The 22,502-nt window shown below is 48.2% G+C and carries 23 protein-coding genes, 1 tRNA gene and 1 pseudogene; 17 read left to right on the forward strand and 8 right to left on the reverse strand.

Annotated elements, in window-relative coordinates; all coding sequences use genetic code 11:
• Positions 1 to 83: 83 nt before the first annotated feature.
• From SPI9445_RS0120230 to SPI9445_RS0120245, 3 genes are all read left to right on the forward strand, one after another.
• Positions 84 to 1,286 carry an argininosuccinate synthase gene (locus SPI9445_RS0120230; protein ID WP_017306606.1) on the forward strand — a complete coding sequence of 401 codons (1,203 nt, stop codon included), beginning with the start codon at positions 84 to 86 and terminating at the stop codon, positions 1,284 to 1,286.
• A gap of 209 nt (positions 1,287 to 1,495) precedes the next feature.
• Positions 1,496 to 1,756, forward strand: a complete 261-nt coding sequence (locus SPI9445_RS0120240) for a glutaredoxin family protein (RefSeq protein ID WP_017306608.1) — start codon at positions 1,496 to 1,498, stop codon at positions 1,754 to 1,756.
• 54 nt (positions 1,757 to 1,810) lie between these two features.
• Positions 1,811 to 3,304, forward strand: a complete 1,494-nt coding sequence (locus tag SPI9445_RS0120245) for a UDP-N-acetylmuramoyl-L-alanyl-D-glutamate--2,6-diaminopimelate ligase (protein ID WP_017306609.1) — start codon at positions 1,811 to 1,813, stop codon at positions 3,302 to 3,304.
• Here the strand turns inward: SPI9445_RS0120245 and SPI9445_RS0120250 are convergent.
• Together SPI9445_RS0120250 and SPI9445_RS0120255 are read right to left on the reverse strand one after the other, a co-directional pair.
• Positions 3,281 to 3,727 carry a lasso peptide biosynthesis B2 protein gene (locus SPI9445_RS0120250; RefSeq protein WP_017306610.1) on the reverse strand — a complete coding sequence of 149 codons (447 nt, stop codon included), beginning with the start codon at positions 3,725 to 3,727 and terminating at the stop codon, positions 3,281 to 3,283. The two genes, SPI9445_RS0120245 and SPI9445_RS0120250, sit on opposite strands and share 24 nt — an antisense overlap.
• Positions 3,693 to 3,977 carry a PqqD family protein gene (locus SPI9445_RS0120255; RefSeq protein ID WP_033374022.1) on the reverse strand — a complete coding sequence of 95 codons (285 nt, stop codon included), beginning with the start codon at positions 3,975 to 3,977 and terminating at the stop codon, positions 3,693 to 3,695. The genes SPI9445_RS0120250 and SPI9445_RS0120255 overlap by 35 nt, the downstream gene beginning before the upstream one ends.
• Positions 3,978 to 4,101: 124 nt before the next feature.
• On the opposite strand from SPI9445_RS0120255, the gene SPI9445_RS0120260 reads away from it, so the two are divergent.
• The 3 genes from SPI9445_RS0120260 to SPI9445_RS0120270 all read left to right on the forward strand — a co-directional run bounded on the left by SPI9445_RS0120260 (position 4,102) and on the right by SPI9445_RS0120270 (position 5,888).
• Positions 4,102 to 4,173: transfer RNA gene (locus SPI9445_RS0120260), tRNA-Cys, on the forward strand.
• A 484-nt stretch (positions 4,174 to 4,657) separates the two neighbouring features.
• Positions 4,658 to 5,131: an Hsp20/alpha crystallin family protein gene (locus tag SPI9445_RS0120265; protein WP_017306612.1), complete on the forward strand. Its 474-nt coding sequence runs from the start codon at positions 4,658 to 4,660 to the stop codon at positions 5,129 to 5,131.
• Positions 5,132 to 5,285: 154 nt separating this feature from the next.
• Positions 5,286 to 5,888, forward strand: a complete 603-nt coding sequence (locus SPI9445_RS0120270; RefSeq protein ID WP_017306613.1) for a nitroreductase family protein — start codon at positions 5,286 to 5,288, stop codon at positions 5,886 to 5,888.
• 321 nt (positions 5,889 to 6,209) lie between these two features.
• On the opposite strand, the gene purF is transcribed toward SPI9445_RS0120270, so the two are convergent.
• The 4 genes from purF to SPI9445_RS0120290 all read right to left on the reverse strand — a co-directional run bounded on the left by purF (position 6,210) and on the right by SPI9445_RS0120290 (position 12,804).
• The gene (gene purF, locus SPI9445_RS0120275; protein ID WP_026079964.1) at positions 6,210 to 7,709 is read right to left on the reverse strand and encodes an amidophosphoribosyltransferase; all 1,500 of its coding nucleotides are present in this window, start codon (positions 7,707 to 7,709) and stop codon (positions 6,210 to 6,212) included.
• Positions 7,710 to 7,983: 274 nt separating this feature from the next.
• Entirely contained in the window at positions 7,984 to 10,299 is a 2,316-nt protein-coding gene (gene purL / locus SPI9445_RS0120280) for a phosphoribosylformylglycinamidine synthase subunit PurL (RefSeq protein ID WP_017306615.1), read from the reverse strand.
• Between the two features lie 196 nt (positions 10,300 to 10,495).
• The gene (locus SPI9445_RS0120285) at positions 10,496 to 11,419 is read right to left on the reverse strand and encodes a DUF4435 domain-containing protein (protein ID WP_017306616.1); all 924 of its coding nucleotides are present in this window, start codon (positions 11,417 to 11,419) and stop codon (positions 10,496 to 10,498) included.
• Between the two features lie 2 nt (positions 11,420 to 11,421).
• Positions 11,422 to 12,804 (reverse strand): AAA family ATPase, encoded by a 1,383-nt coding sequence (locus SPI9445_RS0120290; RefSeq protein ID WP_017306617.1) that lies wholly within the window; start codon positions 12,802 to 12,804, stop codon positions 11,422 to 11,424.
• A 525-nt stretch (positions 12,805 to 13,329) separates the two neighbouring features.
• Between SPI9445_RS0120290 and SPI9445_RS32230 the strand changes: the two genes are divergently transcribed.
• From SPI9445_RS32230 to SPI9445_RS27110, 9 genes and pseudogenes are all read left to right on the forward strand, one after another.
• Positions 13,330 to 13,533: a hypothetical protein gene (locus tag SPI9445_RS32230; protein WP_026079965.1), complete on the forward strand. Its 204-nt coding sequence runs from the start codon at positions 13,330 to 13,332 to the stop codon at positions 13,531 to 13,533.
• Entirely contained in the window at positions 13,530 to 13,820 is a 291-nt protein-coding gene (locus tag SPI9445_RS0120300; RefSeq protein WP_017306619.1) for a nucleotidyltransferase family protein, read from the forward strand. Before SPI9445_RS32230 ends, SPI9445_RS0120300 begins: the two co-directional genes overlap by 4 nt.
• Positions 13,817 to 14,167 (forward strand): HepT-like ribonuclease domain-containing protein, encoded by a 351-nt coding sequence (locus SPI9445_RS0120305; RefSeq protein ID WP_017306620.1) that lies wholly within the window; start codon positions 13,817 to 13,819, stop codon positions 14,165 to 14,167. The genes SPI9445_RS0120300 and SPI9445_RS0120305 overlap by 4 nt, the downstream gene beginning before the upstream one ends.
• Positions 14,151 to 14,444 (forward strand): nucleotidyltransferase family protein, encoded by a 294-nt coding sequence (locus tag SPI9445_RS0120310; protein WP_017306621.1) that lies wholly within the window; start codon positions 14,151 to 14,153, stop codon positions 14,442 to 14,444. The genes SPI9445_RS0120305 and SPI9445_RS0120310 overlap by 17 nt, the downstream gene beginning before the upstream one ends.
• A gap of 330 nt (positions 14,445 to 14,774) precedes the next feature.
• On the forward strand, positions 14,775 to 15,656 hold the full coding sequence (dacB, locus tag SPI9445_RS0120315; RefSeq protein ID WP_017306622.1) for a D-alanyl-D-alanine carboxypeptidase/D-alanyl-D-alanine endopeptidase: 882 nt from the start codon (positions 14,775 to 14,777) through the stop codon (positions 15,654 to 15,656).
• A gap of 10 nt (positions 15,657 to 15,666) precedes the next feature.
• Positions 15,667 to 16,080, forward strand: coding sequence for a hypothetical protein (locus tag SPI9445_RS0120320; protein ID WP_017306623.1), 414 nt, complete (start codon positions 15,667 to 15,669; stop codon positions 16,078 to 16,080).
• Positions 16,081 to 16,126: 46 nt separating this feature from the next.
• Positions 16,127 to 16,777 carry a rhomboid family intramembrane serine protease gene (locus SPI9445_RS0120325; RefSeq protein ID WP_017306624.1) on the forward strand — a complete coding sequence of 217 codons (651 nt, stop codon included), beginning with the start codon at positions 16,127 to 16,129 and terminating at the stop codon, positions 16,775 to 16,777.
• 64 nt (positions 16,778 to 16,841) lie between these two features.
• Entirely contained in the window at positions 16,842 to 17,477 is a 636-nt protein-coding gene (locus tag SPI9445_RS0120330; RefSeq protein ID WP_017306625.1) for a DedA family protein, read from the forward strand.
• An 85-nt stretch (positions 17,478 to 17,562) separates the two neighbouring features.
• Positions 17,563 to 18,289: pseudogene (locus SPI9445_RS27110) on the forward strand (RNA-guided endonuclease InsQ/TnpB family protein); the annotation flags it as partial.
• A gap of 263 nt (positions 18,290 to 18,552) precedes the next feature.
• On the opposite strand, the gene SPI9445_RS26375 reads toward SPI9445_RS27110, so the two are convergent.
• Positions 18,553 to 19,539, reverse strand: a complete 987-nt coding sequence (locus SPI9445_RS26375; protein ID WP_017306627.1) for an ankyrin repeat domain-containing protein — start codon at positions 19,537 to 19,539, stop codon at positions 18,553 to 18,555.
• Positions 19,540 to 19,686: 147 nt separating this feature from the next.
• Here SPI9445_RS26375 and SPI9445_RS0120345 point away from each other — a divergent pair, with 147 nt between their 5' ends.
• Positions 19,687 to 20,157 carry a DUF4079 domain-containing protein gene (locus tag SPI9445_RS0120345; RefSeq protein ID WP_017306628.1) on the forward strand — a complete coding sequence of 157 codons (471 nt, stop codon included), beginning with the start codon at positions 19,687 to 19,689 and terminating at the stop codon, positions 20,155 to 20,157.
• 105 nt (positions 20,158 to 20,262) lie between these two features.
• Positions 20,263 to 21,774, forward strand: a complete 1,512-nt coding sequence (locus SPI9445_RS0120350) for a UbiD family decarboxylase (protein ID WP_017306629.1) — start codon at positions 20,263 to 20,265, stop codon at positions 21,772 to 21,774.
• A gap of 25 nt (positions 21,775 to 21,799) precedes the next feature.
• Here the strand turns inward: SPI9445_RS0120350 and SPI9445_RS0120355 are convergent, their stop codons facing one another.
• Entirely contained in the window at positions 21,800 to 22,492 is a 693-nt protein-coding gene (locus tag SPI9445_RS0120355; RefSeq protein WP_017306630.1) for a hypothetical protein, read from the reverse strand.
• Positions 22,493 to 22,502 lie beyond the last annotated feature (10 nt).

Here is a 22,502-nt window from a genome sequence, read left to right on the forward strand (position 1 = left end):
TCTTAAATAACGCGATCGCATTTTACAAGAATCCCCTTCTCCCCTCTACAATAGGCCTCTAGTCGTTTTGAAAGAGAAAAGCTATGGGTCGTGCAAATAAAGTGATTTTGGCCTATTCCGGTGGTGTAGATACCTCTGTGTGCATCCCCTACCTAAAAGAAGAGTGGGGCGTTCAGGATGTAATTACCTTGGCCGCAGACTTAGGCCAAGGGGAAGAACTCGGACCGATTCAGAAAAAAGCCCTAGATTCCGGTGCATTGGAATCTCTGGTGGAAAATGGCCAGGAAAGTTTTGTGGTAGATTATGCTTTCCCCGCCATTCGTGCCAATGCCCTCTACGAGAACCGTTACCCCCTCGCCACGGCTTTGGCGCGCCCTTTAATCGCTAAAATGTTGGTGGAAGCGGCGGAAAAATACGGAGCCGATGCTGTAGCTCATGGTTGTACCGGGAAAGGCAATGATCAGGTGCGTTTTGATGTCTCTATTGCCGCTTTAAACCCCTCTATTAAGGTGTTAGCCCCCGCCCGGGAGTGGGGGATGAGTCGAGAGGAAACCATTGCCTACGGCGAAAAATTCGGCATTCCTACCCCGGTTAAAAAGTCGTCTCCTTTTAGTATTGACCGCAACTTACTGGGGCGGAGTATTGAAGCGGGGCCTCTGGAAGATCCCATGACGGAGCCTCCCGAAGAGATTTTTGTGATGACCAAGGCGATCGCAGACACCCCCAATGAGCCAGAATATATCGAAATTGGCTTTGAAAAAGGGACTCCTGTCACCCTCAACGGCAACGCTTTCGGTCCGGTGGAATTGATTGCCCAACTGAATGAGATTGTGGGCAATCATGGGGTAGGACGGATTGATATGATTGAAAACCGCGTGGTGGGGATTAAATCGCGGGAAATCTACGAATCCCCCGCCCTGTTGGTGTTAATTCAAGCCCACCGGGATCTTGAAAGTCTCACCCTCACGGCCGATGTGACCCAATACAAGCGGAATATTGAGGAATCCTACGCGAATTTGATTTATCAAGGGCTGTGGTATAGTCCCCTGAAAGGCGCGTTAGATGCCTTTATTAATCAAACTCAAGAGCGGGTCAGTGGTGTGGTGCGTGTGAAGTTATTCAAGGGCAATGCGATGATTGTGGGTCGCAGGTCGGACAATTCAATCTATGCCCCCAGTCTGGCCACCTACACCTCTGAGGATACCTTTGACCACAAGGCGGCGGAAGGCTTTATTTACATTTGGGGCTTACCCACTCGCGTCTGGTCGGAAAAAATGCGAGGTTAATAGCGGGGAGAGGGAACAGGGAACAGGGAACGGGGGATAGGGAATGGGGAGTGGGGAATAGGGAGTGGGGAGTGGGGAATCGGGAGTGGGGAATCGGGAATAGATAATAGGGAATAGTTAATAAGTCTGAATTCCTCGTCTTTCCCTCTCCCCTGCCCCCCTGCCCCCCCTCTCCCCCTCCCCCCCTGTTCCCCGTTCCCTAGAAAAAAATGAAACTCATCTTTTACCATAAACCGGGCTGCCATCTCTGTGAAACCTTGGCGGAGAAACTCGCCCAACTGCCCAACTTATCCCTAGAGTTGGAGATGCGGGATATTACCACCCGTGCAGATTGGTTTGCGGCCTATGAGTACGAAATCCCCGTTATAGCCCAGATAGTGGAAGGAGAGGAGGTGGTGTTACCTCGTCTTTCCCCTCGTCTCCCTATACAGCAAATAGAGCGTATGTTAAAAAAAACATTAAGAATGTAATACTGACCGGGAAGAAATCCCCAAAGGTCTAACAACGCACTAAGAGGAGTGGCTATGACGACATTAAAAGCATTGTTGGCACAGGTGCCAAATCTAGGGCAACTCCCGGAACACCCGGCACTAGAGGCTGAAGTAAAAGGACTTTCGACTAATTCCCACGCTTGTCAAGCGGGGGATTTGTTTATGGGGATGCCGGGGACGCGAGTAGATGGGGGGGAATTCTGGGAAAGTGCGATCGCCTCTGGAGCCGTTGCCGCCCTCATTAGCCCGGAAGCGGCGGCGAAATGCCCCCCGCAAGAGGCCTGTGTGATTGTTGTTCCCGATATGGTGGAGGTCTGCGCCCAAGTCGCTGACCTTTTCTATCAACAGCCCGCCCAACAATTAAACATGGTGGGGGTGACGGGAACCAATGGGAAAACCACCACTACCCATTTAATTGAACACTTTTTACGAGGGGTTAATAAACCTACCGCCCTGTTAGGGACGTTATATGTGCGTTGGCAAGGCTACGAGGAAACGGCCGTCCATACGACCCCCTTCGCGGTGGATTTACAAGGCCAATTAGCCACCGCGTTACAGGCCGGGAGCGAGTACGCGGTGATGGAGGTCAGTTCCCATGCTTTGGTACAGGGACGGGTCAAACAATGTCCCTTTGAGGTGGCCGTGTTTACCAATTTGACGCAGGATCACCTAGATTTCCATGGAACGATGGAGAATTATTATCAGGCCAAGGCGTTACTCTTTAGCCCAGAATATTTAAAGGGACGGGCGATTATTAATCAAGATGACCCCTATGGACAACGGTTAATTGAGAGTTTACCCCCACAGAAAGTCTGGCGCTATAGTGTCACCGATGCCTCGGCGGATTTGTGGATGAGCGATTTAAGCTATGAGGCCACAGGAGTTAAGGGGATGTTACACAGCCCCCAAGGAGAGATCGAATTTCAATCCCCGTTAGTGGGTCAGTTTAATTTAGCCAACTTTTTGGCGGCAACGGGGGCGGCGCTCCATTTGGGGGTCAGTTTACCCGAGATTGTGCGACTCTTAACCCAGTTTCCGGGGGTGCCGGGGCGCATGGAACGGGTGCAAATTCGCCCAGAACAGGATATTAGTGTGATTGTGGATTATGCCCATACGCCGGATAGTTTAGAAAACCTTTTGCAAGCGTCCCGGCCGTTTATTGCGGGGAAAGCGATTTGTGTGTTTGGCTGTGGGGGAGATCGCGATCGCACCAAGCGCCCCAAAATGGGCAAAATTGCCGCCGATTTAGCCGATGTGGCCGTAGTCACTTCCGACAATCCTCGCACGGAAGATCCCGAACAAATTTTGCGGGATGTGGTGGCGGGGATTGATCCTAGTCGGAATCCGGTGGTGATTGGCGATCGCGCTACCGCCATCCGTCAGGCCATCCTCGACGCACAACCGGGAGATGGGGTACTCATTGCCGGAAAGGGTCACGAAGACTATCAAATCCTCGGCACAGAAAAGATCCACTTTGACGACCGAGAACAAGCCCGAGAAGCCCTACAGATGCGGTTTTCCCGTTAACGGGGCAAACACCTGATACTCTTGATAAACTTCAGCCTCTTGATTTAAGGGTTGACCCTGTACCTCAACCCAAGCATGGGCTTCTAGTTGTTCTCCTTCCCGTCTCACCCCAATCCGTAACAGACTCTCCACCCCCTGACAGCGCAGGAGGGCTTTTAGAACTAGGGCTTGGGGTAAACAGGAGGTTCTGGTGTAACGGGCGGCCACCTTGACCATTTCCGCCGTCGTGGGTAAAGCCCCATCCTCTAGGGGGAAGATGGGGAGGGAATTCAGGAGGGCTTGGGTGCGTTTTAGCCCCAAAACCTTAAGGGAGAGTGAAACAGGGGGCAAGGCGAAGAGGGCGAAGAAGAAACAAAAGCGCGATCGCCCAGATAACCCCCCATAAGTCCTAACCTTCCCCCTCACTAACTTCCACCAACTCATAAGCTAATAACTCATTCACAAACTTGAGAAGATCGGCTTTTAGCCGTTCTATCTCCACATCATACTCTTCCACCAGAACCTCCGACGCTTCAGCAATAGAACCCGACTCTTGCAGCACCTCTAACATTCGCGTGCCGATTTCATCTAAACCAAAATACTGTTCATTGTTCAAATTAAGCAAGACCGCCTCTCCCGCTAAATCCTGCATCAAAACATCTGGAGCCAAGGTTACTCGTTGGGTAAGCATCATCGGTGACAATGTGGACAGAAACCGACCGTTATTTTAGCCTAGGTTGTGCCTTGATTCCCGATTTTCGATCAGGGACTTGTAAAGCACCCGTTCATTCTGCTACAATAAGAAACTGGATGTTAATGGCGGCATAGCCAAGTGGTAAGGCCGAGGTCTGCAAAACCTCTATTCTCCAGTTCAAATCTGGATGCCGCCTTTTAAACTCAGGGGTTCAGCCATCGTCTAACCCCACCAAAACCCCAAAATCCCCCCAAATTGAAGATCGTTTGAAGATCCGAAGTTGGGGGGATTGTTCTATGGGGTGTTGATAGTCGTTACTCTCGTGGCTCTACCAAATAACGCCATCTTGGAGGCTCTGCCTCCATACCAAGCGGCAGAACTGCGCAATGCGTCACGCCAGAGCATGACAAGAGACGGGTCTGATTTTTGCCTTTTCCGACTCCCACTGTTCCCTGTCCCCTTATTCAGCAGACACTAACGATTCACTGATTCGGTTTTCCAGACCTTCCCTTTCTAGTAAACCCAACCTTAAGCGAATACAACCCCCAATTAACTAAAATCTTATCGGTAAACTCCCACTCAAAAATACGGTTTTTCCGACTGTAATTCCTAAGTCCATAGACGCAAAATAAAGATGTAAGCAAACAGCAAACCAACCGACTAACTTGGAGGAAAGAGTTATGGCTTTAATTCGTTGGCAACCCTTCGCAGAAATGGAAACCCTTCGTCACCAAATGGATCAACTTTTTGACGAAATCACCCAAAAAACCTACACCCCATCTGCTTTGTGGAAACCCGCCATTGAACTGAAAGATACGGAAGATAAACTGATTTTACAAGTTCAATTACCGGGCATTACCCCCGATGATCTAGATATTAATGTGACCCGCGAAGCCGTTTCTATTCAAGGGGAATATCGCAGCAGCGAACAAAGCGAAGACAAAGGACTGTATCACTCCGAATTCCGGTATGGTCAGTTTAAACGGGTTATTCCTCTCCCTATTGCCATCCAAAATGAGCAAGTCACCGCTAGCTTTGAGCAGGGAATTTTAACGCTTACTTTGCCCAAAGTGACAGAAGCTGTAAACCGAGTCGTTAAAGTAAAACTGAATGGAGACAATAGCTCTAATTCTCAGCTTCCATCCGATTCCTAAGCTTAAAGCGTGCTGTTGCTTTTTGACCCAAGTCATGGAATAGATAATTCTTGCCCCCACTTGTTAGCTTAACAAGTGGGTTTTTGTTTGTGATCAGGGAGTCCTGCCTAAGATACAATCAGAACGAACTCATTTAAGAGACTCATTAAGCGAAATGGACACCTTCCAAGCAATTCAAGAACGTCGGGCAATTAAACACTTTGATCCCAACCATACAATGACTGATCAAGAGATTAGTACGCTGTTAGGAGCGGCGATTTTATCACCGACTTCGTTTAATATTCAACATTGGCGTTTTGTCGTGGTGAAAAACCCGGAATTACGGCAACAAATTCGCGCTGCCGCTTGGGATCAAGCACAGGTCACGGACGCATCCATTGTTATTTTACTCTGTGGGGATCTCAAAGCTTGGGCAAAAGACCCCCAACGCTATTGGCGCAATGCCCCGGCTGAGGTGCAAAATGTTTTAGTCCCGATGATTGGTTCTTTTTATGAAGGCAAAGAACAGTTAGCGCGAGATGAGGTCATGCGCTCTACAGGGCTTGCAGGTCAAACTATTATGTTAGCGGCGAAGGCAATGGGTTATGATAGCTGTCCGATGATTGGGTTTGACCCGGTGAAGGTGGCGGACATCATTAAACTGCCGGAAGATTACGTTATTTCGTTTATGATCACGGTAGGGAAAGCTATCCAACCCGCCCGACCTCGTGGGGGTCAATTGGCTTTAGAAGAAGTGTTAGTTTACGACACTTTTTAACGGGGGTTTGCTGAGAAAGTCCAAGAGTTGGGTGTCGGGTATCGGGGAACAGGGAATAGGGAATAGGGAATAATGTCATTGCAAGGTACGAAGCAATCTAGTCAGGAGTCGGGAGATTGTCTCTCCCCTGCTCCCCTAGCAGACTTATTCAGCAAGCCCTACTTAGGGTCTGCTGAATATCCATCTAAGCACTGTTACTAGGACTTTCGATTGGGAGTGAGAAAGTGCAAGGTTTTAGGGATAAAGAATCAAAAAGGCTTACCTTTTTCTGATTCCCCCTGTTCCCTAGCCCCACGAGCAGACTTATTCAGCAAGCCCTACTTAGACTTTCGCTTGTTCTAAAATCAACTTGGCCCGCTTCACATTCTCCGGAATCGTAATGGGATAATTCCCGGTGAAACAAGCGGAACAGAAATGATTAATATCCTCTCCCGTTGTTTCTAACATTCCCTCCCAACTCAAATAGGTCAAAGAATCAACCCCAATCTGTTGGGCAATTTCTTCAATAGTTTTGGTCGCGGCAATTAATTGATCTTGAGTGTCCGTATCCAAACCATAGAAACAAGGATGAGTCACGGGGGGTGAGGAAATCTTCATGTGAACTTCCGTCGCCCCGGCATCTCGCAAGGCTTTGACGATTTTTTTACTGGTAGTTCCCCGCACAATGGAATCATCGACTAAAACTACCCGTTTCCCCGCTAAAACATCCCGTAAGGGGTTTAATTTCATGCGAATCCCTGACTCTCGCATGGCTTGGGTCGGTTGGATAAAGGTACGCCCCACATAACGGTTTTTGATTAATCCTTCGCCGTAGGGAATGCCCGACTTTTTGGCGTAACCAATGGCGGCCGGAACGCCGGAATCGGGGACGGCAATCACAATATCTGCGTCGGTGTGGGACTCTTCGGCTAAACGTTCCCCAATGCGTATCCGGTAACTATACAAGCTTTCGTCATGCACCACACTATCAGGACGGGCGAAGTAAATCATCTCGAAAACACACATTTTGGGCTGGGGTTTTTCGGCCCAGTGGAAAGAGGCCATCCCCTCTTCGGTAATCCAAACTAATTCCCCCGGTTCAACGGAGCGCAAGTATTCCGCCCCAATGATATCTAACCCACAGGTTTCTGAGGCTAAAACGTAACGGGCGGGGCTGGTGCTGGTGCTGGGTAACAGACCGATCACGAGGGGGCGGATGCCGTGAGGATCTCGCACCCCCATTAGTCCGGCTGGGGTACCCACCACTAAACTATAGGCCCCCTGACAGAGTTGAAAGGCTGTAAGGGCGGCTTCTAACCAGTCTTTCCCTTGATCTACTTCATTGCCAATGGCGATCGCAATCATTTCAGAATCCGTCGTCGTGACAAAACTACAATTGCGCCGCGTCAGTTCTTCTCGTAATTCTTTGGTATTGACAAGATTCCCATTATGTGCTAGGGCTAGACTCCCTAAGCGAGTTTCCACAACCGCCGGTTGAGCATTTACCTTTAAACTAGATCCCGTGGTGGAGTAGCGAGTGTGACCAACGGCAATCTCTCCCGGTAGTTTACCTAAAATCTCTTCATTAAAAACCTGAGACACTAACCCCATGTTTTTATAGTGGTGGATGGTTTCTCCGGCAAACGTGGCGATGCCAGCCGACTCCTGGCCCCGATGTTGCAAGGCATAAAGACCAAAGTAGGTTAACTTGGCAACATCTTCCTCTGGGGCATATACACCGAAGATCCCACAGGCCTCTTCCATTTTATCGGGTCTTTCAGGAGAGCGTGCTTCCGGTTGACTATTGCACTGATCAGCGTAGCGGGATTCATTAGGCATCATTAGTGATTTAAGGCTCCTCTGTGCGGCAGTGATTAAGGGTAAGTAGATTAAAAGCAACAAGTAGACTCAACCCTGAGACTGAGCCACTTGATTCTATTCAAGATAGGACGGGGAAAAGACAACGCGGCCAAATCCTCGCAAATGTTTTAAGAAAAAAGACCGACCCTTTACATCAGTTTAAATTTTTCTTAACATTTGAACAAGAAAAAGGGTCTATCCCAAGGGGGAAGGGCAAATCAAGGTGAGGGGTTTAATCCTGACCTTGAATAGGCGGCTAGAGGGTTAAGCGACGTTCTAGGGCTAAATGCCAGCGATCGCCTAACTCCTTAATGCTAACGTTAAGCAGGGTGTCTTGGTTACTCGTGAAAACCCGTAAATTGGCCGTTGCCTGTACCGTCCCCAGTAACCAAACCCCCTCCCCTAACACCGATTGAGCGTAGTCCTCCCAAAGCGCTTGGAACTCCGGGGCAACCGACACCACAATCCGCGCCCCTCCTTCCCCAAACAGCACCTCATCCCAGCGTCCATCCCCCCCTTCCAGAGTAATCTCCGCCCCCAATTCCCCTCCGAGACAACATTCCGCCAGCGCCACCCCTAGACCGCCTTCCGCGCAATCATGAGCCGACCGTAACCACCCCTGATAAATCCCCTCCCGACAGACCTCCTGCACCCGGCGTTCCGCCTCAAAATCAATGCGAGGGGGCTGACCCGCCACCGTGCCATGAACCAGTGCCAAATAGTCCGACCCCCCCAACGTCACCCCAGCAGAGCCGATTAAATACACCAAATCCCCCGCCCCTTGCCAACCTTGACCACAAAGGCGCGTCACATCCGGCACCAGCCCCACCATACCAATCACCGGAGTTGGATAAATGGCTTGAGGTTTACCCTCACTATCCAACGTCTCGTTATACAGCGACACATTCCCCCCCGTGACCGGAGTTGCAAACTCCCGACAGGCCTCCGCAATCCCTTCACAGGCCTTCGCTAACTGCCAGTAGCCCACCGGATGCTCCGGACTGCCAAAATTCAAGTTATCCGTCACCGCCAAAGGTTGCGCCCCCACACAGCTTAAATTGCGCGCCGCCTCCGCTACCGCCGCCTTTGCCCCCTCATAGGGGTCTAAATACACATAACGGGCATTACAATCCGTCGTTGCCGCCACCCCCTTAGTAAACACCGTCGCCCCCACATTGGGAATCGGTTCTTGGGGACGAATGCGAATCACCGCCGCATCAGCCCCTCCTGGCAGCAACACCGTATTATTTTGAACTTGGTGGTCATATTGGCGATAAACCCAGCGTTTCGAGGCCAGAGAGGGGCTATCCAACAAGCGCAACAACACCGCCCCCCAACTCAGGGACTCTCCCCCCACCACAATTCCCGCCCCATCACAGGGCGGTAACTCCTCCGTCGTCCACCGCCAAGCCTTTTGGGCATAGTCCGGCGCTTGGGGCAGCAATTCCCGATGGTAGATGGGCGTATTATCCGCCAAAGCCGTGGCCGGAATTTCCGCCGCCACTTCCCCTTGAAACAAAATCCGCACAATGGGTTCCTCAATCACGACCCCAGCCATTACCGCCTGAAGACCCCAACGGTGGAAAATGTCGATTAACTCCTGTTCCCGTCCCTTGTGCGCCACAAAAAGCATCCGTTCCTGAGATTCTGAGAGCAGGTACTCATAAGGCACCATCCCCGTTTCCCGCACGGGAATTTTATCCAGGTCTAACTCAATGCCGACTCCCCCTTTAGCCGCCATTTCCGAGGTGGAACAGGTAATCCCGGCGGCTCCCATATCTTGGGCAGAAGCCACAGCCCCAGTTTTAAAGGCCTCTAAACAGGCTTCAATCAGGGATTTTTCCAAAAAAGGATCCCCCACCTGCACGGCCGGGCGGTCATCCATGGACTGGTCGGTTAGTTCGGAACTGGCGAAACTCGCGCCCCCCATACCATCCCGCCCGGTGGTTGACCCCACATAGAGAACAGGATTCCCCACCCCAATGGCTCCGGCCTTAACGATTTCTGGGGTTTCCATAATTCCCAGCGCCATGGCATTGACTAGGGGGTTTCCGGTGTAGGCCGGGTCAAAATAGACTTCACCCCCCACCGTTGGCACACCGACACAATTTCCATAGTGGCTAATGCCTTCGACGACTCCGCTAAAAATGCGGCGGGTGCGGGCATTGTCGAGGGTTCCGAAGCGCAGGGAGTTGAGAATGGCAATGGGACGGGCGCCCATGGTAAAGATATCCCGTAGGATACCCCCTACCCCAGTCGCCGCCCCTTGGAAGGGTTCAATGGCTGAGGGGTGATTATGGGACTCAATTTTAAAGGCGAGGTGCAGTCCGTCGCCAAGGTCTACAATGCCAGCATTTTCACCGGGGCCGACGAGGATATGTTCTCCGGTGGTGGGAAATTGGCCGAGGAGGGGGCGGGAGTTTTTATAGCAGCAGTGTTCGCTCCACATTACGCCAAACATCCCTAATTCGGCTTTGTTGGGGTGTCTACCGAGGCGGTGGACTATTTCCTCATATTCTTCGGGTTTGAGGCCTTCTGCGGCGATTTCTTGGGGGGAGAAGGGGGCGGACATAGGGTTTCTGGATTGAGATTGCAGACTTTAGATTTTAGCAGTCTGTTGAGGGGGGTTCGGCAATCCTAGGGGATTTTTAAGTTTTGGGGGGGATTCTGGTGGTGAGTTGTTGGGTTTCGTTGTCGCTGCACCCAACCTACGGATGGCTAGGGGAGAAACCGGATTGCGTGGATTCTTTCATTTCCACAAGGGGCATCTATAAACTACTCAGTCTATTCACTAGGTAATCATCCAAGTCTGAAGGACAGGGTAGACGGGGAGCCAGCAATTCAACGATATTGTTGAGATTGATCGGTGATCTAATTTTCAGCTTGACTTCCCCAGTTTTTACCTCTTCTTCCAATCGGTTCAGGAACTTAACTAAACACCAGAGTTCCTGTTTTCCCCGCAACCAAACTTTTGTTGGCAAGGCTTCCAATTCTCTGGTAGTGTGGTCAATTGTCATCGAATCTGGCCGGATATTGACATTACAGACTCTCCCTAGGTGAGTCAAAATGTCAGGTTGCCAGTTGAACATAATTTGATAGTTGATATCCACTGTAAATACTGAAGCATTGATATTATTGTTGTTTGGGTTTTCCCCCAATCGACGAATGGCTAAAAGCCAAGCCATCCAAGGTAAAAAGGCTTGACGATAATCCGCTTGGAATTGATGAAATTTTTGGCAGGCGATCGTAATTGCCTCACTAGATGAATCCAATCCCCAAAAATCGGTTAGTATTGCGGCAATGGCTGATTCTGAAACCAGATAATTCTCAATAGAGTAGTATGGGGTGACGAATAGGCTTTCCTGAGTTTGTATTCCCCGATTTTCACCGAGGAGGTCATCATGATCTTTGTCCACAAAAAACATGATTCTGGGATTGTTGGGAAATCGTTTGCCGAGATAATCATAGGCTTTTAAAACTTCTTTTTTATTCCCCAATATAATGGTTTCTACTGATAAAGCTTTCTGTTCAGCGAATCGTTGAACGTTAACTCGAATCAAGGAAGGATCGTCGCGTCCCTCCAGAAAAATTGAGATCGCCTGACCTTGGGGTTGAAAACTGAGCAGAAAGATGTTTAATTTGGCTTGGGGTGTTTGCGGTGCAGCCTTCAACGCATCTAAAAAAGATGACATTGTTAAATCTCCTCGATAAACTCACTGATAGAATGTGCATATTCGGCCAGGGAATTTTCAAACACAAAGGGAGAATGAGTCACCGCAATTAAACCAGAACATTTCTCTGTATCTTTCAAGTCTTGCAGAAAACGACGTTGCCAAGGAACAGAAATGGATAATTCTGGTTCATCAATTACTACAAAATACTGGCTATAATCACTTAAAAATATGTGAGAAAACAACGAGATAATTTGTTTTTCTCCCGATGACAAGCCCGAAATTGGCACTTCTGTCATGTCTTTGTTTGTGCGCTTAATCACTAACTTAAATTCACTGGGATTAAATTCTAATTTTTTGTTGCTGAGATACTGATTGACTAAATCGACTAACTTTCGGATGGGACGTTCTTTTTCCTGTTGACTTTTATGAATTTCGACCAAGCGAGTCAAAAAATAAGCAGTCACCCGTTGTTCTTCTAACAAAACTTGTTTTGTTTTGACATCTTCAAGGAGGTGTCTCAGTTTTTGGCGATCTCCTTCTGAAAGAATATCCCCAATCCGAGGGAGCATCACGTTGATTGTTTCCGTAAATTCTTTAGTAGATAGTTGAGATGCTTCAACATTTGTATAGTTATTGCGAATAATATCTCCCAAGTAACGCCCTGTCAATCGGTTTAATTCAGTGCGAAAATTTTGATCCAAGTCTGATAAAGTTGAGTCAAAGGATTGAATGACATCTTCCATGCCAAACTCAACCAGTTCAACGTATCCAGACCGTAGTTGCTTATGATAGGGTAAGATATCATCCCAGTCTATATCAGGAAAAACCTCACCTAAGTCTTTTTCAATTCTGCGATAAGTGGGTAAAAATAGAACTTGTTCCTTCTGCTTGGATTGAAGAGCGTCAGCAAGTTTATCTGTATCTTTTCTTTCTTCATTTTTATCCAAATATGGAAAATTTTGATTGATTTTAGCTAGCTCTCGTAATGCTCCAAAAGGAATTGTAGGAAATTTATTTTTTAATTCCAACATTCCATTTTTTGACAACCAGTATTCTGAGCTATACTCTGCTAACTCATGGCATAAATTTTCAAAGTCTTGACGAGAAAGCTTACTTTTTAAGTACCTAACCAAAAATCTTTCCTTTTGACTGTCAGCAGTGGGTAAATCCTTTCTTTTTAGGATATAGTCTTCTTGACCAATTGTAACAGTACAAGAATCAAAGGGAAGCTGGGCTAAACGTGACCACTGAGCGGTTAATGTGTAGTATAATAAGTTAATCAGTGTGCTTTTCCCGGAGCCGTTTTCGCCCACTAGGATTAAAGTATTGTCCTGAATGGGGACATCTAAATTATAAGCGTCAAAGAGACGCTCTATCCGAATTTGCTTGAGGTCAATGGGCATTTAATTTATAAAATCACTTGGAGAATTATCTTGAGAGTTATCCCCTATTATACAAGCCTCGGAAAGCAGGGCTTTCGCTTTTGGATGTTGAGGGGTCGGAAGTGTAGGGGGTTGAGAATCGCAATGGGACGAGTGCCTATTCTAGGAGATTTTTAAGTTTTGGGGGGGGGAATGTCCTAGGTTGCTGGTGGTCTTTTGTAGAATGGCGATGGTGTTTTCAGAGTCACTATGACACTTGGGCGATCGCTTTGTAGAATAGCGATATTTGGGGGGATTTGCTTTGCAGCTTCTTCGGTTCCCCTATGGGCGACAGCAGGGTTGGCCTTATCAGAGAACTCTCAGATGTTGGCTCAGATGATTGCCAGTGTTGTGGCAGGGAATACGGCGAATGCTATTGATAATTTTGACCTAAGCCGTCCCGATTATCTGGTGTGGGTGAATCCTGTGCCGAGGGAACGGTGGGCAATGTTCACGGCTGGGAAAATCGATATAATTATGATTAATTGTTTAAGAGGTTGTCTAGGCATGAATGAAATTATTTTTTGGGTGAAATGTGATGCAGAAGAAGGATATATTGCTCAAGCATTAGGAGAATCAATTATCACTCAAGCTGATAATTTAGATAGGCTCAAATTAGAAGTTAGAGACGCGGTGCGTTGCCATTTTCCAGATGAGGAATTGCATCCCCCTATGATTCGACTGGTTACGGAGGATGGGATAACACTATGAAACTCAAGGATGAATTACAACAAAGACGAGAGGAAATTTTAGCCGTTGCACAACAGCATGGGGCGTTCAATGTACGGATATTTGGGTCGGTGGCGAGGGGGGAAGAACGGGAGGATAGTGATATTGATTTTTTGGTGGAAATGAACAGTCATTGCAGTTTATTGGATAGAATTGCCTTAATTCAAGATTTAGAGGACTTGTTAAACCGAAAAGTTGATGTCACGACGGTTAAAGGTTTACGGGATTATTTTAGAGAACGGATTATCAATCAGGCGATTCCGCTATGACAGATGATGAAATATATTTACAAGATATTTATGAACGCATCTGTCGGATTGAGACTTATACAGAGGGAGGACAAACAGCATTTATGCAATCTCTTTTGATTCAGGATGGGGTGATTCGTAGTTTTGAAGTGATTGGAGAAGCAGTTAAGCGACTTTCTCAGGAGTTGAGGCAAAGTTATTCAGATATTCCTTGGCGCAGAATGGCGGGATTGAGAGATGTTCTGATTCACGACTACGAGGAAATTAATTTAGAAGAAGTTTGGAATGTTGTTGAACAGAATCTGCCTGATTTGAAGCGTAAAATATTAGTAATTTTATCGGCAGTTAATCATGAAACTGAAGGATGAATTACAAAAAAAACGAGAGGAAATTTTAGCCGTTGCACAACAGCATGGGGCGTTCAATGTGCGGATATTTGGGTCGGTGGCGAGGGGGGAAGAACAGGAGGATAGTGATATTGATTTCTTGATTGATTATGATTTAGCCAAAATCTCCTCTTGGTTTCCGGTGGGACTAATTCAAGATTTAGAACAACTCTTAAATCGGAAGGTTGATGTGGTTATCACCAAGTCATTACATTATTTTATTCGGGATAAAGTTATAGCAGAGGCGATTGAATTATGAAGGATTACCGGCTTTATTTGATTCATAGAGGCTCAAAGCTCGTCCCCTACTAACTTCTGAATTTCTGAACTCCTGCATTCTTCCTCCAAAAGAGATTCACAATCCAGATAGACCCGCTATACATACGTTTAAAGATATGACAAGAACTAGACGACTGCAACTTTTATCTAAGAAACTGGGTTTCTTTTGATCCCGGAAAACGGCAGATGAAGCCCGAGGAATGCCCTACTCTAGCCCTGTGGGGAGCAATTGGGGGGAAATTTCGTCCTTTTCTTTAAACGAATGTTACAATCACCGCAATTTAACGGAGATTAAGGGGGAATTCCATCCATGCAGATTCTGAAACCACTCACATTATTGGCGATCGCAACCCTAAGCTGGCAAAATCCCGCGATCGCTACCTCCGCCCAGCGTTCCCTCTCCTCAGAACCCCTCGAAATTACCCCCCCCGCCATCATCGCCCAAGCCCAAGAACAAGCCGCCATCGGGATGTGTCCCGCCCAACTCGCCAGTCGTTTAGATAGTATTGTCAACCGCCCCACCTTCGCCAGTGCGCGCTGGGGCATTCATATTGAATCCCTCCAAGATGGCACCGTACTATACAGTCGCAATCCCCATCAAGCCCTCATCCCCGCCTCCAACATCAAACTCCTCACCACAGCCGCCGCCCTACAACTCTATGATCCCCGTTCCCCCATCAGTTCCTCCAACCTTGGGGCCTGGATTCACACCATCAACCAAAGCAGTCATAACGGCTACGCAGACAGCCTTTTAAGGGGCATTGGCGGCGCTCCCTCCGTGCGTGATGTTCTCAGTCGTTTAGGCGTAGAAACCAACGGATTTCGCCAAATTGACGGCTCTGGACTCTCCCGCCAAAACCTAGCCACCCCCTACGCCCTTGTGCAGATATTGCGCAGTATGCGTTCTTCCGCCTATGGGGGCGAAGTCTTCTACGCCTCCCTCCCCGTCGCTGGGGTGAGTGGTACCCTGCGCAATCGAATGCGTGCGACACCCGCTCAAGGTCAAGTCCGCGCCAAAACCGGAACCCTGCAAGGGGTGCGCGCCCTCTCCGGTTACTTAGAACATCCCGAATATGGCCCAGTCGCCTTTAGCATCTTAGTCAATCAACCGGGGCAAGCTGGAAATACTTTGATTGGTGCCATTGACCAAATCGTGCTACAACTCACCCAAGTAAGAAATTGCAATTTTTAGGAACAGCACGATGGCACAATATGAACAGTTACTGGCAATGGCCGAAGATGAACTGACCCAGTACAGCACCGATGCCCGGAAAATAGAGAAACTGCGGCGGAAAATTGCCTTAACCGTACCGTTTGCCCAACAACGGGAAATTCAAGCCCGACTGGAGAAAGAACTACCGGATCAAGGGATAGCCGCCTGGGTAGAAAAGGAACGGCAAACGATTGCCCTCCCGTTTTGGGGGGTGGCGGGATTAGGCTTATTGTTAGGGATTTCCCTCTCCCAACCCTTTGATTTTATCGCCACAGTCGGAGGAATTGCGATCGCCTACACCGTCCAGAAATGGGGCTGGCGCTTACAGGCCAAGCGTCTCCTCCTCATCACCCTCCAAGACATCCAAGCCAAAAGCGTCACCCCCTCCACTCACGGAATCTAAACAACAATTGTTATCTTGGAAGAGATCCCTTTCTTTTCTCGCCATCATGACTCGTCCCGAAGAACCCTCCATCACCAGCATTGTTAAACAACAAATCGGCATTTTAGCCACCTTTGTCATCCTCTTCTGGGGCATCCAGATCATCAACGTCTCGGGCCTCAGTTGTCTCGTCGGTAATGCTGGAGTCGTAGGGCGCTGTCCAACGCGACTCATCGGCACCTGTAACCTCATCCGTTTCGGTATTATTCCCCATAATTTCATCGGATTACGGGGCGTTTTATTTGCCCCCTTTATTCACGGCGGATTTGGCCACCTCATCGCCAACACCATCCCTTTTATTGTCTTAGGGTGGTTAGTCATGTTACAAGAAACCCGCGACTTTTGGATTGTCACCGCCTTTACCATGATTATTGGTGGTCTAGGAACCTGGGTTTTCGGAATGCCCTGTTCCTTCCACATCGGGGCCAGTATTTTAATCTATGGTTACTTAGGCTTTCTCCTCTTCCGAGGCTATTACGAACGCAACCTCATGTCTATTTTGCTCTCCATTGTCGTTTTCTCCCTCTATGGGGGTGTAATTTGGGGAGTTTTACCCACTCAACCCGGAGTATCTTGGCAAGGCCATTTATTCGGATTTATTGGGGGCATTATTGCCGCCAAATATATCGGCAAAGCCAGACGCGCCCTGAGAGATTGACACTTTAAGCGAATTTGCGTCAAGATAAACATTAGGAGTAAATTTTTGTAAAGGCGAATACTGGATGTCGTTTGAACTATTATCACTGGAAAACATCCAAGCAATTGCAGATCACTATGGCTATTGGGCAGTATTTGGTGGCATTGCCCTAGAAAATACAGGCATCCCCCTACCTGGTGAAACCATTACCCTCGTCGGTGGTTTCCTCGCAGGGAGTGGTGAACTCAATTATTGGTGGGTGTTAGCCAGTGCAACGGGCGGCGCAATTTTGGGGGATAACTTTGGCTACTGGATTGGCAAATTTGGCGGGTGGCCGCTCTTAAAACGCCTTGGCCGTTTATTTCGCATCTCAGAACACCAATTAGAGAAAGCGAAGGCCCAGTTTAGCGAGAATGCAGCGCGAGCCGTCTTTTTTGGCCGCTTCGTGGCCCTGTTGCGCATTTTCGCCGGACCAATGGCAGGCATTGCCCAGATGCCCTATCCTCAGTTTTTATTGTATAACTCTGGCGGTGCCGCCCTTTGGGCTTCTGTGATGGTGACATTATCCTTTTTTATTGGTCGGGTGGTTCCCCTTGCTCAAATGGTGTTCTGGGTGGCGAATTTTGGCGTTCTGGTCTTAATGGGGATTGTGACTTGGGTGATTCTTTCCCTATTTTTGGAGTTCCGAAAAAATCGCTTAGAATCCTCACCTTTAGAATGATGGAGTCCCACAGCAAGGAAACCAAAATCCTCGCTTTTTTTCGATTCCAAGTGGAAAATTTGACACTCCCGGCTCTAAAAAGATGACGGTTAAACTGAAAGGAACTAGAGACCTAAACTTTTATCCTTTAGACCAAATTAAACGAGTTAGGATTATTAAACGAGCGGATGGTTACTATGTCCAATTCTGCCTTAACGTTGATATTCGGGAATACGCTAAACCGCTAGAACCGACTAAAAGATGTGTAGGATTGGATGTAGGCTTAAAAGTGTTCTATGGGAACAGTGATGGTGAAACAGTAGAGATACCACAATACTATCGCCAGGCCGAAAAAAGATTAAACCGTCTGAATCGGCAGAAATCTAAAAAGTTTAAGAAAGGTCAACCCCAATCAAACAACTATCAAAAAGCTAGAAAGAGATATGCTAGAAAACATTTAAGAATAAGTAGGCAACGTAGAGGCTTTGCCGAAAAAGAGGCATTGCGCGTCATTAAATCTAACGATTTCATCGCCTACGAAAACTTAAATGTCAAAGGCATGGTAAAAAACTCTAGACTAGCTAAATCTATTAATGATGCAGCTTGGTCAACGTTTCGTCAATGGCTAGAGTATTTTGGCTTTAAATATGGTAAGGCTACGGTAGCAGTGCCGCCCCATAACACGAGTCAAAACTGTTCTAACTGTGGTCAAAAAGTACCTAAATCCCTATCTACAAGAACCCATGTTTGTCCCCCGCCCTGGTTATGCGGAAGATAGAGATGTTAATGCTGCTATCAACATTTTGAAAAGAGGACTAAGTACGGTCTGTTGAATAACACCAGATGCTAGGCTCAACAAGGGAACAGGGAACTCTTAACAGGGAACAGATCATCTAAAACTGGCACTATTGCCTATTCCCGACTCCCGACTCCCGATTCCCCAACTCTCGGACTTATTCAGCAAGCCCTAAGTACGGTGGGACACACCGAAACTTATACGCTTGGGGAGAGATTCCCTCTGGCTTGGTTGGATACGTCCTGTCAAGTCAAGGAAACTCCGTGAACCAAGAATCCCTCGCTTTTAGCGACGGGAGTGTCAATCGGTGACTCCAAATTGTTGGAGCAGTTCAATCATGTCTGGGGAATGATCAAATTGGGCAATCCCTAACACGGTATAGCCGCCCTTGTTCTTGAGTTTGACATTCACTTGTTGGGTTTCTAATAACAAGCGCACGGCTTCTGAGTGGCCCCGATGGGTAGACCACATCAGGGCTGTGGCTCCGGTGTTGTCTTGTAAGTTCAAGTCGGCTCCCCCTTGGATGAGGACTTTTAGGGTTTCAACGTCTCCCTGTTCTGCTGCCGTCATTAGGACGGTGCGACCGTTGGGTAAGCTGGTATTGGGAGGGGCTCCGGCTTGGAGTAAACGCTGGACAAGGGGGGTATTTTGGGAGTCCACGGCCAAGGTGAGGGCAGTTTCCCCGGAACTGACTAGGTTAAAGTCGGCTCCCTGTTGGAGTAGTAAATCAACAATGCCGTCATGGCCTTGGAGGACGGCAAGAATCAGGGGAGTATCACCGAATTGGTTGATCACGTTGACGGCGGCACCTTGGCCGAGGAGTCGTTCTACTATGGCTTGATGCCCTTCCATGGTGGCATAGTGCAGAGCGGTTTCTCCGTCTTCGTCGGTGGCGTTCACGTCTACATCAAGGCTAAGAAGGTGTTCCACGATGTCGAGATGTCCCCCACTGGCGGCCGCTTGTAGTGCCATTGGCCACTGCATAGAGTCGGCACCGTGAGCAATGAGGGTTTTAACGAGGTTGAAATGGCCTTGTTCTGCGGCGAGGGTGAGGGCGGTTTCTCCGTCTGGATTAACACTGTTTAGGGGTGCGCCTGCGTTGATTAGCTGTTGTGCGATCGCCTCTTGACCTTGATAGGCCGCAATCATAAGGGGAGTGGTGCGATCGCGCTCATCCCACACTTCCAAATTTGCCCCTAACGTCAGTGCCGCCTGAATTTGCTCGGAATTCCCCTGCTGAACGGCTTGCAGTAAAAGAATATCTAGGTTTTTCGGATCGTTGGTCATGCGATTTCCACCATTAACTGCCCCAATAAGCTGTATTTTGCCCTATTTTCGCCGTTTCATATAGAAGAAAATGGTCGATTCATCCCTAAAGTGTAAAGATTATGTTAAGTTTAGTAACATTAGTCATACTTATCAAATCAACCCGTAATGATCATGGATCTTCCAGAACCCCTGAAAATCTACTCGCAATTTTTCCATCCCATCTTAATGTGGATTCTACTCGCCCTCACCGTTTACGCTCTGTATTTGGGGGTACAGATTCGGCGCACCCGTAATGCTGACAAGGAAGTGCGGAAAGAGTTAGTGAAAAAGAATTTCAATAGCAAACATCATATTGTCGGTTCTGCGATTTTAGCCTTTATGGTTTTAGGCACCATCGGAGGAATGGCTGTCACCTATATTAACAACGGCAAGTTATTTGTCGGCCCCCACCTCCTCGCTGGACTTGGCATGACGGGGATGATTGCTGTGTCTGCCTCTCTCGTGCCATTTATGCAGAAGGGGAATGATATCGCCCGTTATACCCATATTTCCCTCAATGTGGTGTTGTTGGGTCTATTCAGTTGGCAGGCCTTTACGGGAGTGCAAATTCTGCAACGGATTATCAGTAATTTGTAGTCAATCTGTGAACAGTGAATCAATAACGATTCACTGTTCTCGGTAAATGGCAAAAGGTAGCCCCACAAACCCCTATGATTAAGAAAAACCCAAATTTAAGCAACTATGGCTAGAGATTTAAGGGGGTTTATCCAACTCCTAGAGGAACGGGGACAACTGCATCGCATCACAACAGAAGTTGATCCGGATTTAGAAATTGCAGAAATTGCCAACCGGATGTTAAAGGTGGGGGGCCCAGGACTACTCTTTGAGAAGGTTACAGGGTCTAAGTTTCCCGTGGCCGTGAACTTGATGGGAACCGTTGAACGGATCTGTTGGGCGATGAAGATGGAAAAACCCGAGGAGTTGGAGGAGTTGGGGAAAAAGTTGGGGATGTTGCAACAACCTAAACCCCCGAAAAAACTCGCTCAAGCGGTGGATTTTGGCAAGGTGTTGTTTGATGTGGTGAAGGCGAAACCGGGGCGTAGTTTCTTCCCTCCTTGCCAGCAGGTGGTGATTGAAGGGGAGGATCTGGATTTAAATGAATTGCCTTTGATTCGCCCCTATCCCGGAGATGCGGGGAAGATTATCACCCTGGGATTAGTGATTACTAAAGATGTGGAAACGGGGACTCCTAATGTGGGGGTGTATCGATTGCAATTGCAGTCCAAAAATACTATGACGGTTCATTGGTTGTCTGTGCGGGGGGGGGCGAGACACCTACGCAAAGCCGCCCAAGCGGGGAAACCGTTAGAAATTGCGATCGCCCTCGGTGTAGACCCTTTAATCATTATGGCCGCCGCGACCCCCATTCCGGTAGATTTATCAGAATGGCTCTTTGCTGGGCTGTATGGTGGCTCTGGGGTGCAATTGGCGAAATGTAAAACGGTGGATCTCGAAGTTCCGGCCGACTCAGAATTTGTCCTAGAAGGTACCATTACCCCCGGTGAAATCTTACCCGACGGCCCCTTTGGGGATCATATGGGGTACTACGGGGGGGTAGAAGATTCCCCCTTGATTCGTTTTCATACCCTTACCCATCGTTCAGATCCCATTTATTTAACGACTTTTAGCGGTCGTCCCCCCAAAGAAGAGGCCATGATGGCGATCGCCCTCAATCGTATCTATACCCCCATCCTGCGCCAACAAGTCTCAGAAATCACCGACTTTTTCCTCCCCATGGAGGCCTTAAGTTATAAAGCGGCCATCATCTCCATTGATAAAGCCTATCCCGGACAGGCCAAACGCGCCGCCCTCGCCTTTTGGAGTGCCTTACCCCAATTCACCTATACTAAATTTGTGATTGTCGTAGACAAAGACATCAACATCCGGGATCCCCGTCAAGTAGTTTGGGCGATTAGTTCCAAAGTAGACCCCTCCCGGGATGTTTTTATCCTCCCTGAAACCCCCTTTGATACCCTCGATTTTGCCAGCGAGAAAATCGGTTTAGGGGGACGCATGGGCATTGATGCCACGACCAAAATTCCCCCCGAAACCTCCCACGACTGGGGCGAAGTCTTAGAGTCCGACCCCCAAATGGCCGCCCAAGTCGAGCGTCGTTGGGCAGAATACGGTCTAGGGGATATCACGTTCACAGAAGTTGATCCCAATCTCTTCGGCTACGACATCAAGCTTTAAGCCTAACCCCCCTTTGGAAGGGGGGTTAGGGGGGATAGTCCTTAACTCTAGAGCTAATCTGCTTAGAATCAGAGTTCAGCAATACTTGCTGAATTTCCTCCAACAGTTGATTCTCTTCTTGTCGCAATTGTGCCAAACGACTGAGCAGTTGCTCTAACTTTTCCGGTTGACGGGGACGATCAAAAATCAGGGCTTCTAATTCATGAGTGCTATTATTTCCCCGAGAACGTTTCCATAAAAGTTGGAACAAACCCCGCACCAACACCCCCGGCAGAGCAAAGAGTTTTAACCAAAACGTTTTCACCAGACTACTAATCGCTTGAAATAATCCCCCTGCCAACGCGAGTACAATCACCAACAACAAAAGCGTGAGTAGGGGATGGTGAATAAACCAGAGGAGTTTCGGATGACTCCGTAGGATGCTTCTAAATTGGTTCGCAAAAATGGTTTCTAAGGCATTGGTGAGCGCGGTTTGTAGTTGACCTGCTTCTTGGAAACTTTGGGCGATCGCATTTTTCGTCTGTTCCGTCGAATTTGCCACTTGGGTTAGGGTTTGACTGGCATTATCTAACAGATTCGTTTTCGTCGTCGTTAGCGTGTTGAGCGTTGCCTCAGTTTGTTGGCTAAGGGTTTGCTTAAGGGTTTCCGCTTGATTATTTAGCGTGGTTTGGGTTTGTTCCCAAGTTTCAGTCAGACGGTTCAGGAGGGCGAACAGCATAAATGATGTC

This window comes from Spirulina subsalsa PCC 9445, from assembly GCF_000314005.1.
Lineage (GTDB): Bacteria > Cyanobacteriota > Cyanobacteriia > Cyanobacteriales > Spirulinaceae > Spirulina_A > Spirulina_A subsalsa.

Coding starts and splice junctions, on each gene's coding strand:
- SPI9445_RS0120230 (WP_017306606.1), top strand. CDS start 84: ATGGGTCGTGCAAATAAAGTGATTTTGGCCTATTCCGGTGGTGTAGAT.
- SPI9445_RS0120240 (WP_017306608.1), top strand. CDS start 1,496: ATGAAACTCATCTTTTACCATAAACCGGGCTGCCATCTCTGTGAAACC.
- SPI9445_RS0120245 (WP_017306609.1), top strand. CDS start 1,811: ATGACGACATTAAAAGCATTGTTGGCACAGGTGCCAAATCTAGGGCAA.
- SPI9445_RS0120250 (WP_017306610.1), bottom strand. CDS start 3,727: ATGAGTTGGTGGAAGTTAGTGAGGGGGAAGGTTAGGACTTATGGGGGG.
- SPI9445_RS0120255 (WP_033374022.1), bottom strand. CDS start 3,977: ATGATGCTTACCCAACGAGTAACCTTGGCTCCAGATGTTTTGATGCAG.
- SPI9445_RS0120265 (WP_017306612.1), top strand. CDS start 4,658: ATGGCTTTAATTCGTTGGCAACCCTTCGCAGAAATGGAAACCCTTCGT.
- SPI9445_RS0120270 (WP_017306613.1), top strand. CDS start 5,286: ATGGACACCTTCCAAGCAATTCAAGAACGTCGGGCAATTAAACACTTT.
- purF (WP_026079964.1), bottom strand. CDS start 7,709: ATGATGCCTAATGAATCCCGCTACGCTGATCAGTGCAATAGTCAACCG.
- purL (WP_017306615.1), bottom strand. CDS start 10,299: ATGTCCGCCCCCTTCTCCCCCCAAGAAATCGCCGCAGAAGGCCTCAAA.
- SPI9445_RS0120285 (WP_017306616.1), bottom strand. CDS start 11,419: ATGTCATCTTTTTTAGATGCGTTGAAGGCTGCACCGCAAACACCCCAA.
- SPI9445_RS0120290 (WP_017306617.1), bottom strand. CDS start 12,804: ATGCCCATTGACCTCAAGCAAATTCGGATAGAGCGTCTCTTTGACGCT.
- SPI9445_RS32230 (WP_026079965.1), top strand. CDS start 13,330: ATGAATGAAATTATTTTTTGGGTGAAATGTGATGCAGAAGAAGGATAT.
- SPI9445_RS0120300 (WP_017306619.1), top strand. CDS start 13,530: ATGAAACTCAAGGATGAATTACAACAAAGACGAGAGGAAATTTTAGCC.
- SPI9445_RS0120305 (WP_017306620.1), top strand. CDS start 13,817: ATGACAGATGATGAAATATATTTACAAGATATTTATGAACGCATCTGT.
- SPI9445_RS0120310 (WP_017306621.1), top strand. CDS start 14,151: ATGAAACTGAAGGATGAATTACAAAAAAAACGAGAGGAAATTTTAGCC.
- dacB (WP_017306622.1), top strand. CDS start 14,775: ATGCAGATTCTGAAACCACTCACATTATTGGCGATCGCAACCCTAAGC.
- SPI9445_RS0120320 (WP_017306623.1), top strand. CDS start 15,667: ATGGCACAATATGAACAGTTACTGGCAATGGCCGAAGATGAACTGACC.
- SPI9445_RS0120325 (WP_017306624.1), top strand. CDS start 16,127: ATGACTCGTCCCGAAGAACCCTCCATCACCAGCATTGTTAAACAACAA.
- SPI9445_RS0120330 (WP_017306625.1), top strand. CDS start 16,842: ATGTCGTTTGAACTATTATCACTGGAAAACATCCAAGCAATTGCAGAT.
- SPI9445_RS26375 (WP_017306627.1), bottom strand. CDS start 19,539: ATGACCAACGATCCGAAAAACCTAGATATTCTTTTACTGCAAGCCGTT.
- SPI9445_RS0120345 (WP_017306628.1), top strand. CDS start 19,687: ATGATCATGGATCTTCCAGAACCCCTGAAAATCTACTCGCAATTTTTC.
- SPI9445_RS0120350 (WP_017306629.1), top strand. CDS start 20,263: ATGGCTAGAGATTTAAGGGGGTTTATCCAACTCCTAGAGGAACGGGGA.
- SPI9445_RS0120355 (WP_017306630.1), bottom strand. CDS start 22,492: ATGCTGTTCGCCCTCCTGAACCGTCTGACTGAAACTTGGGAACAAACC.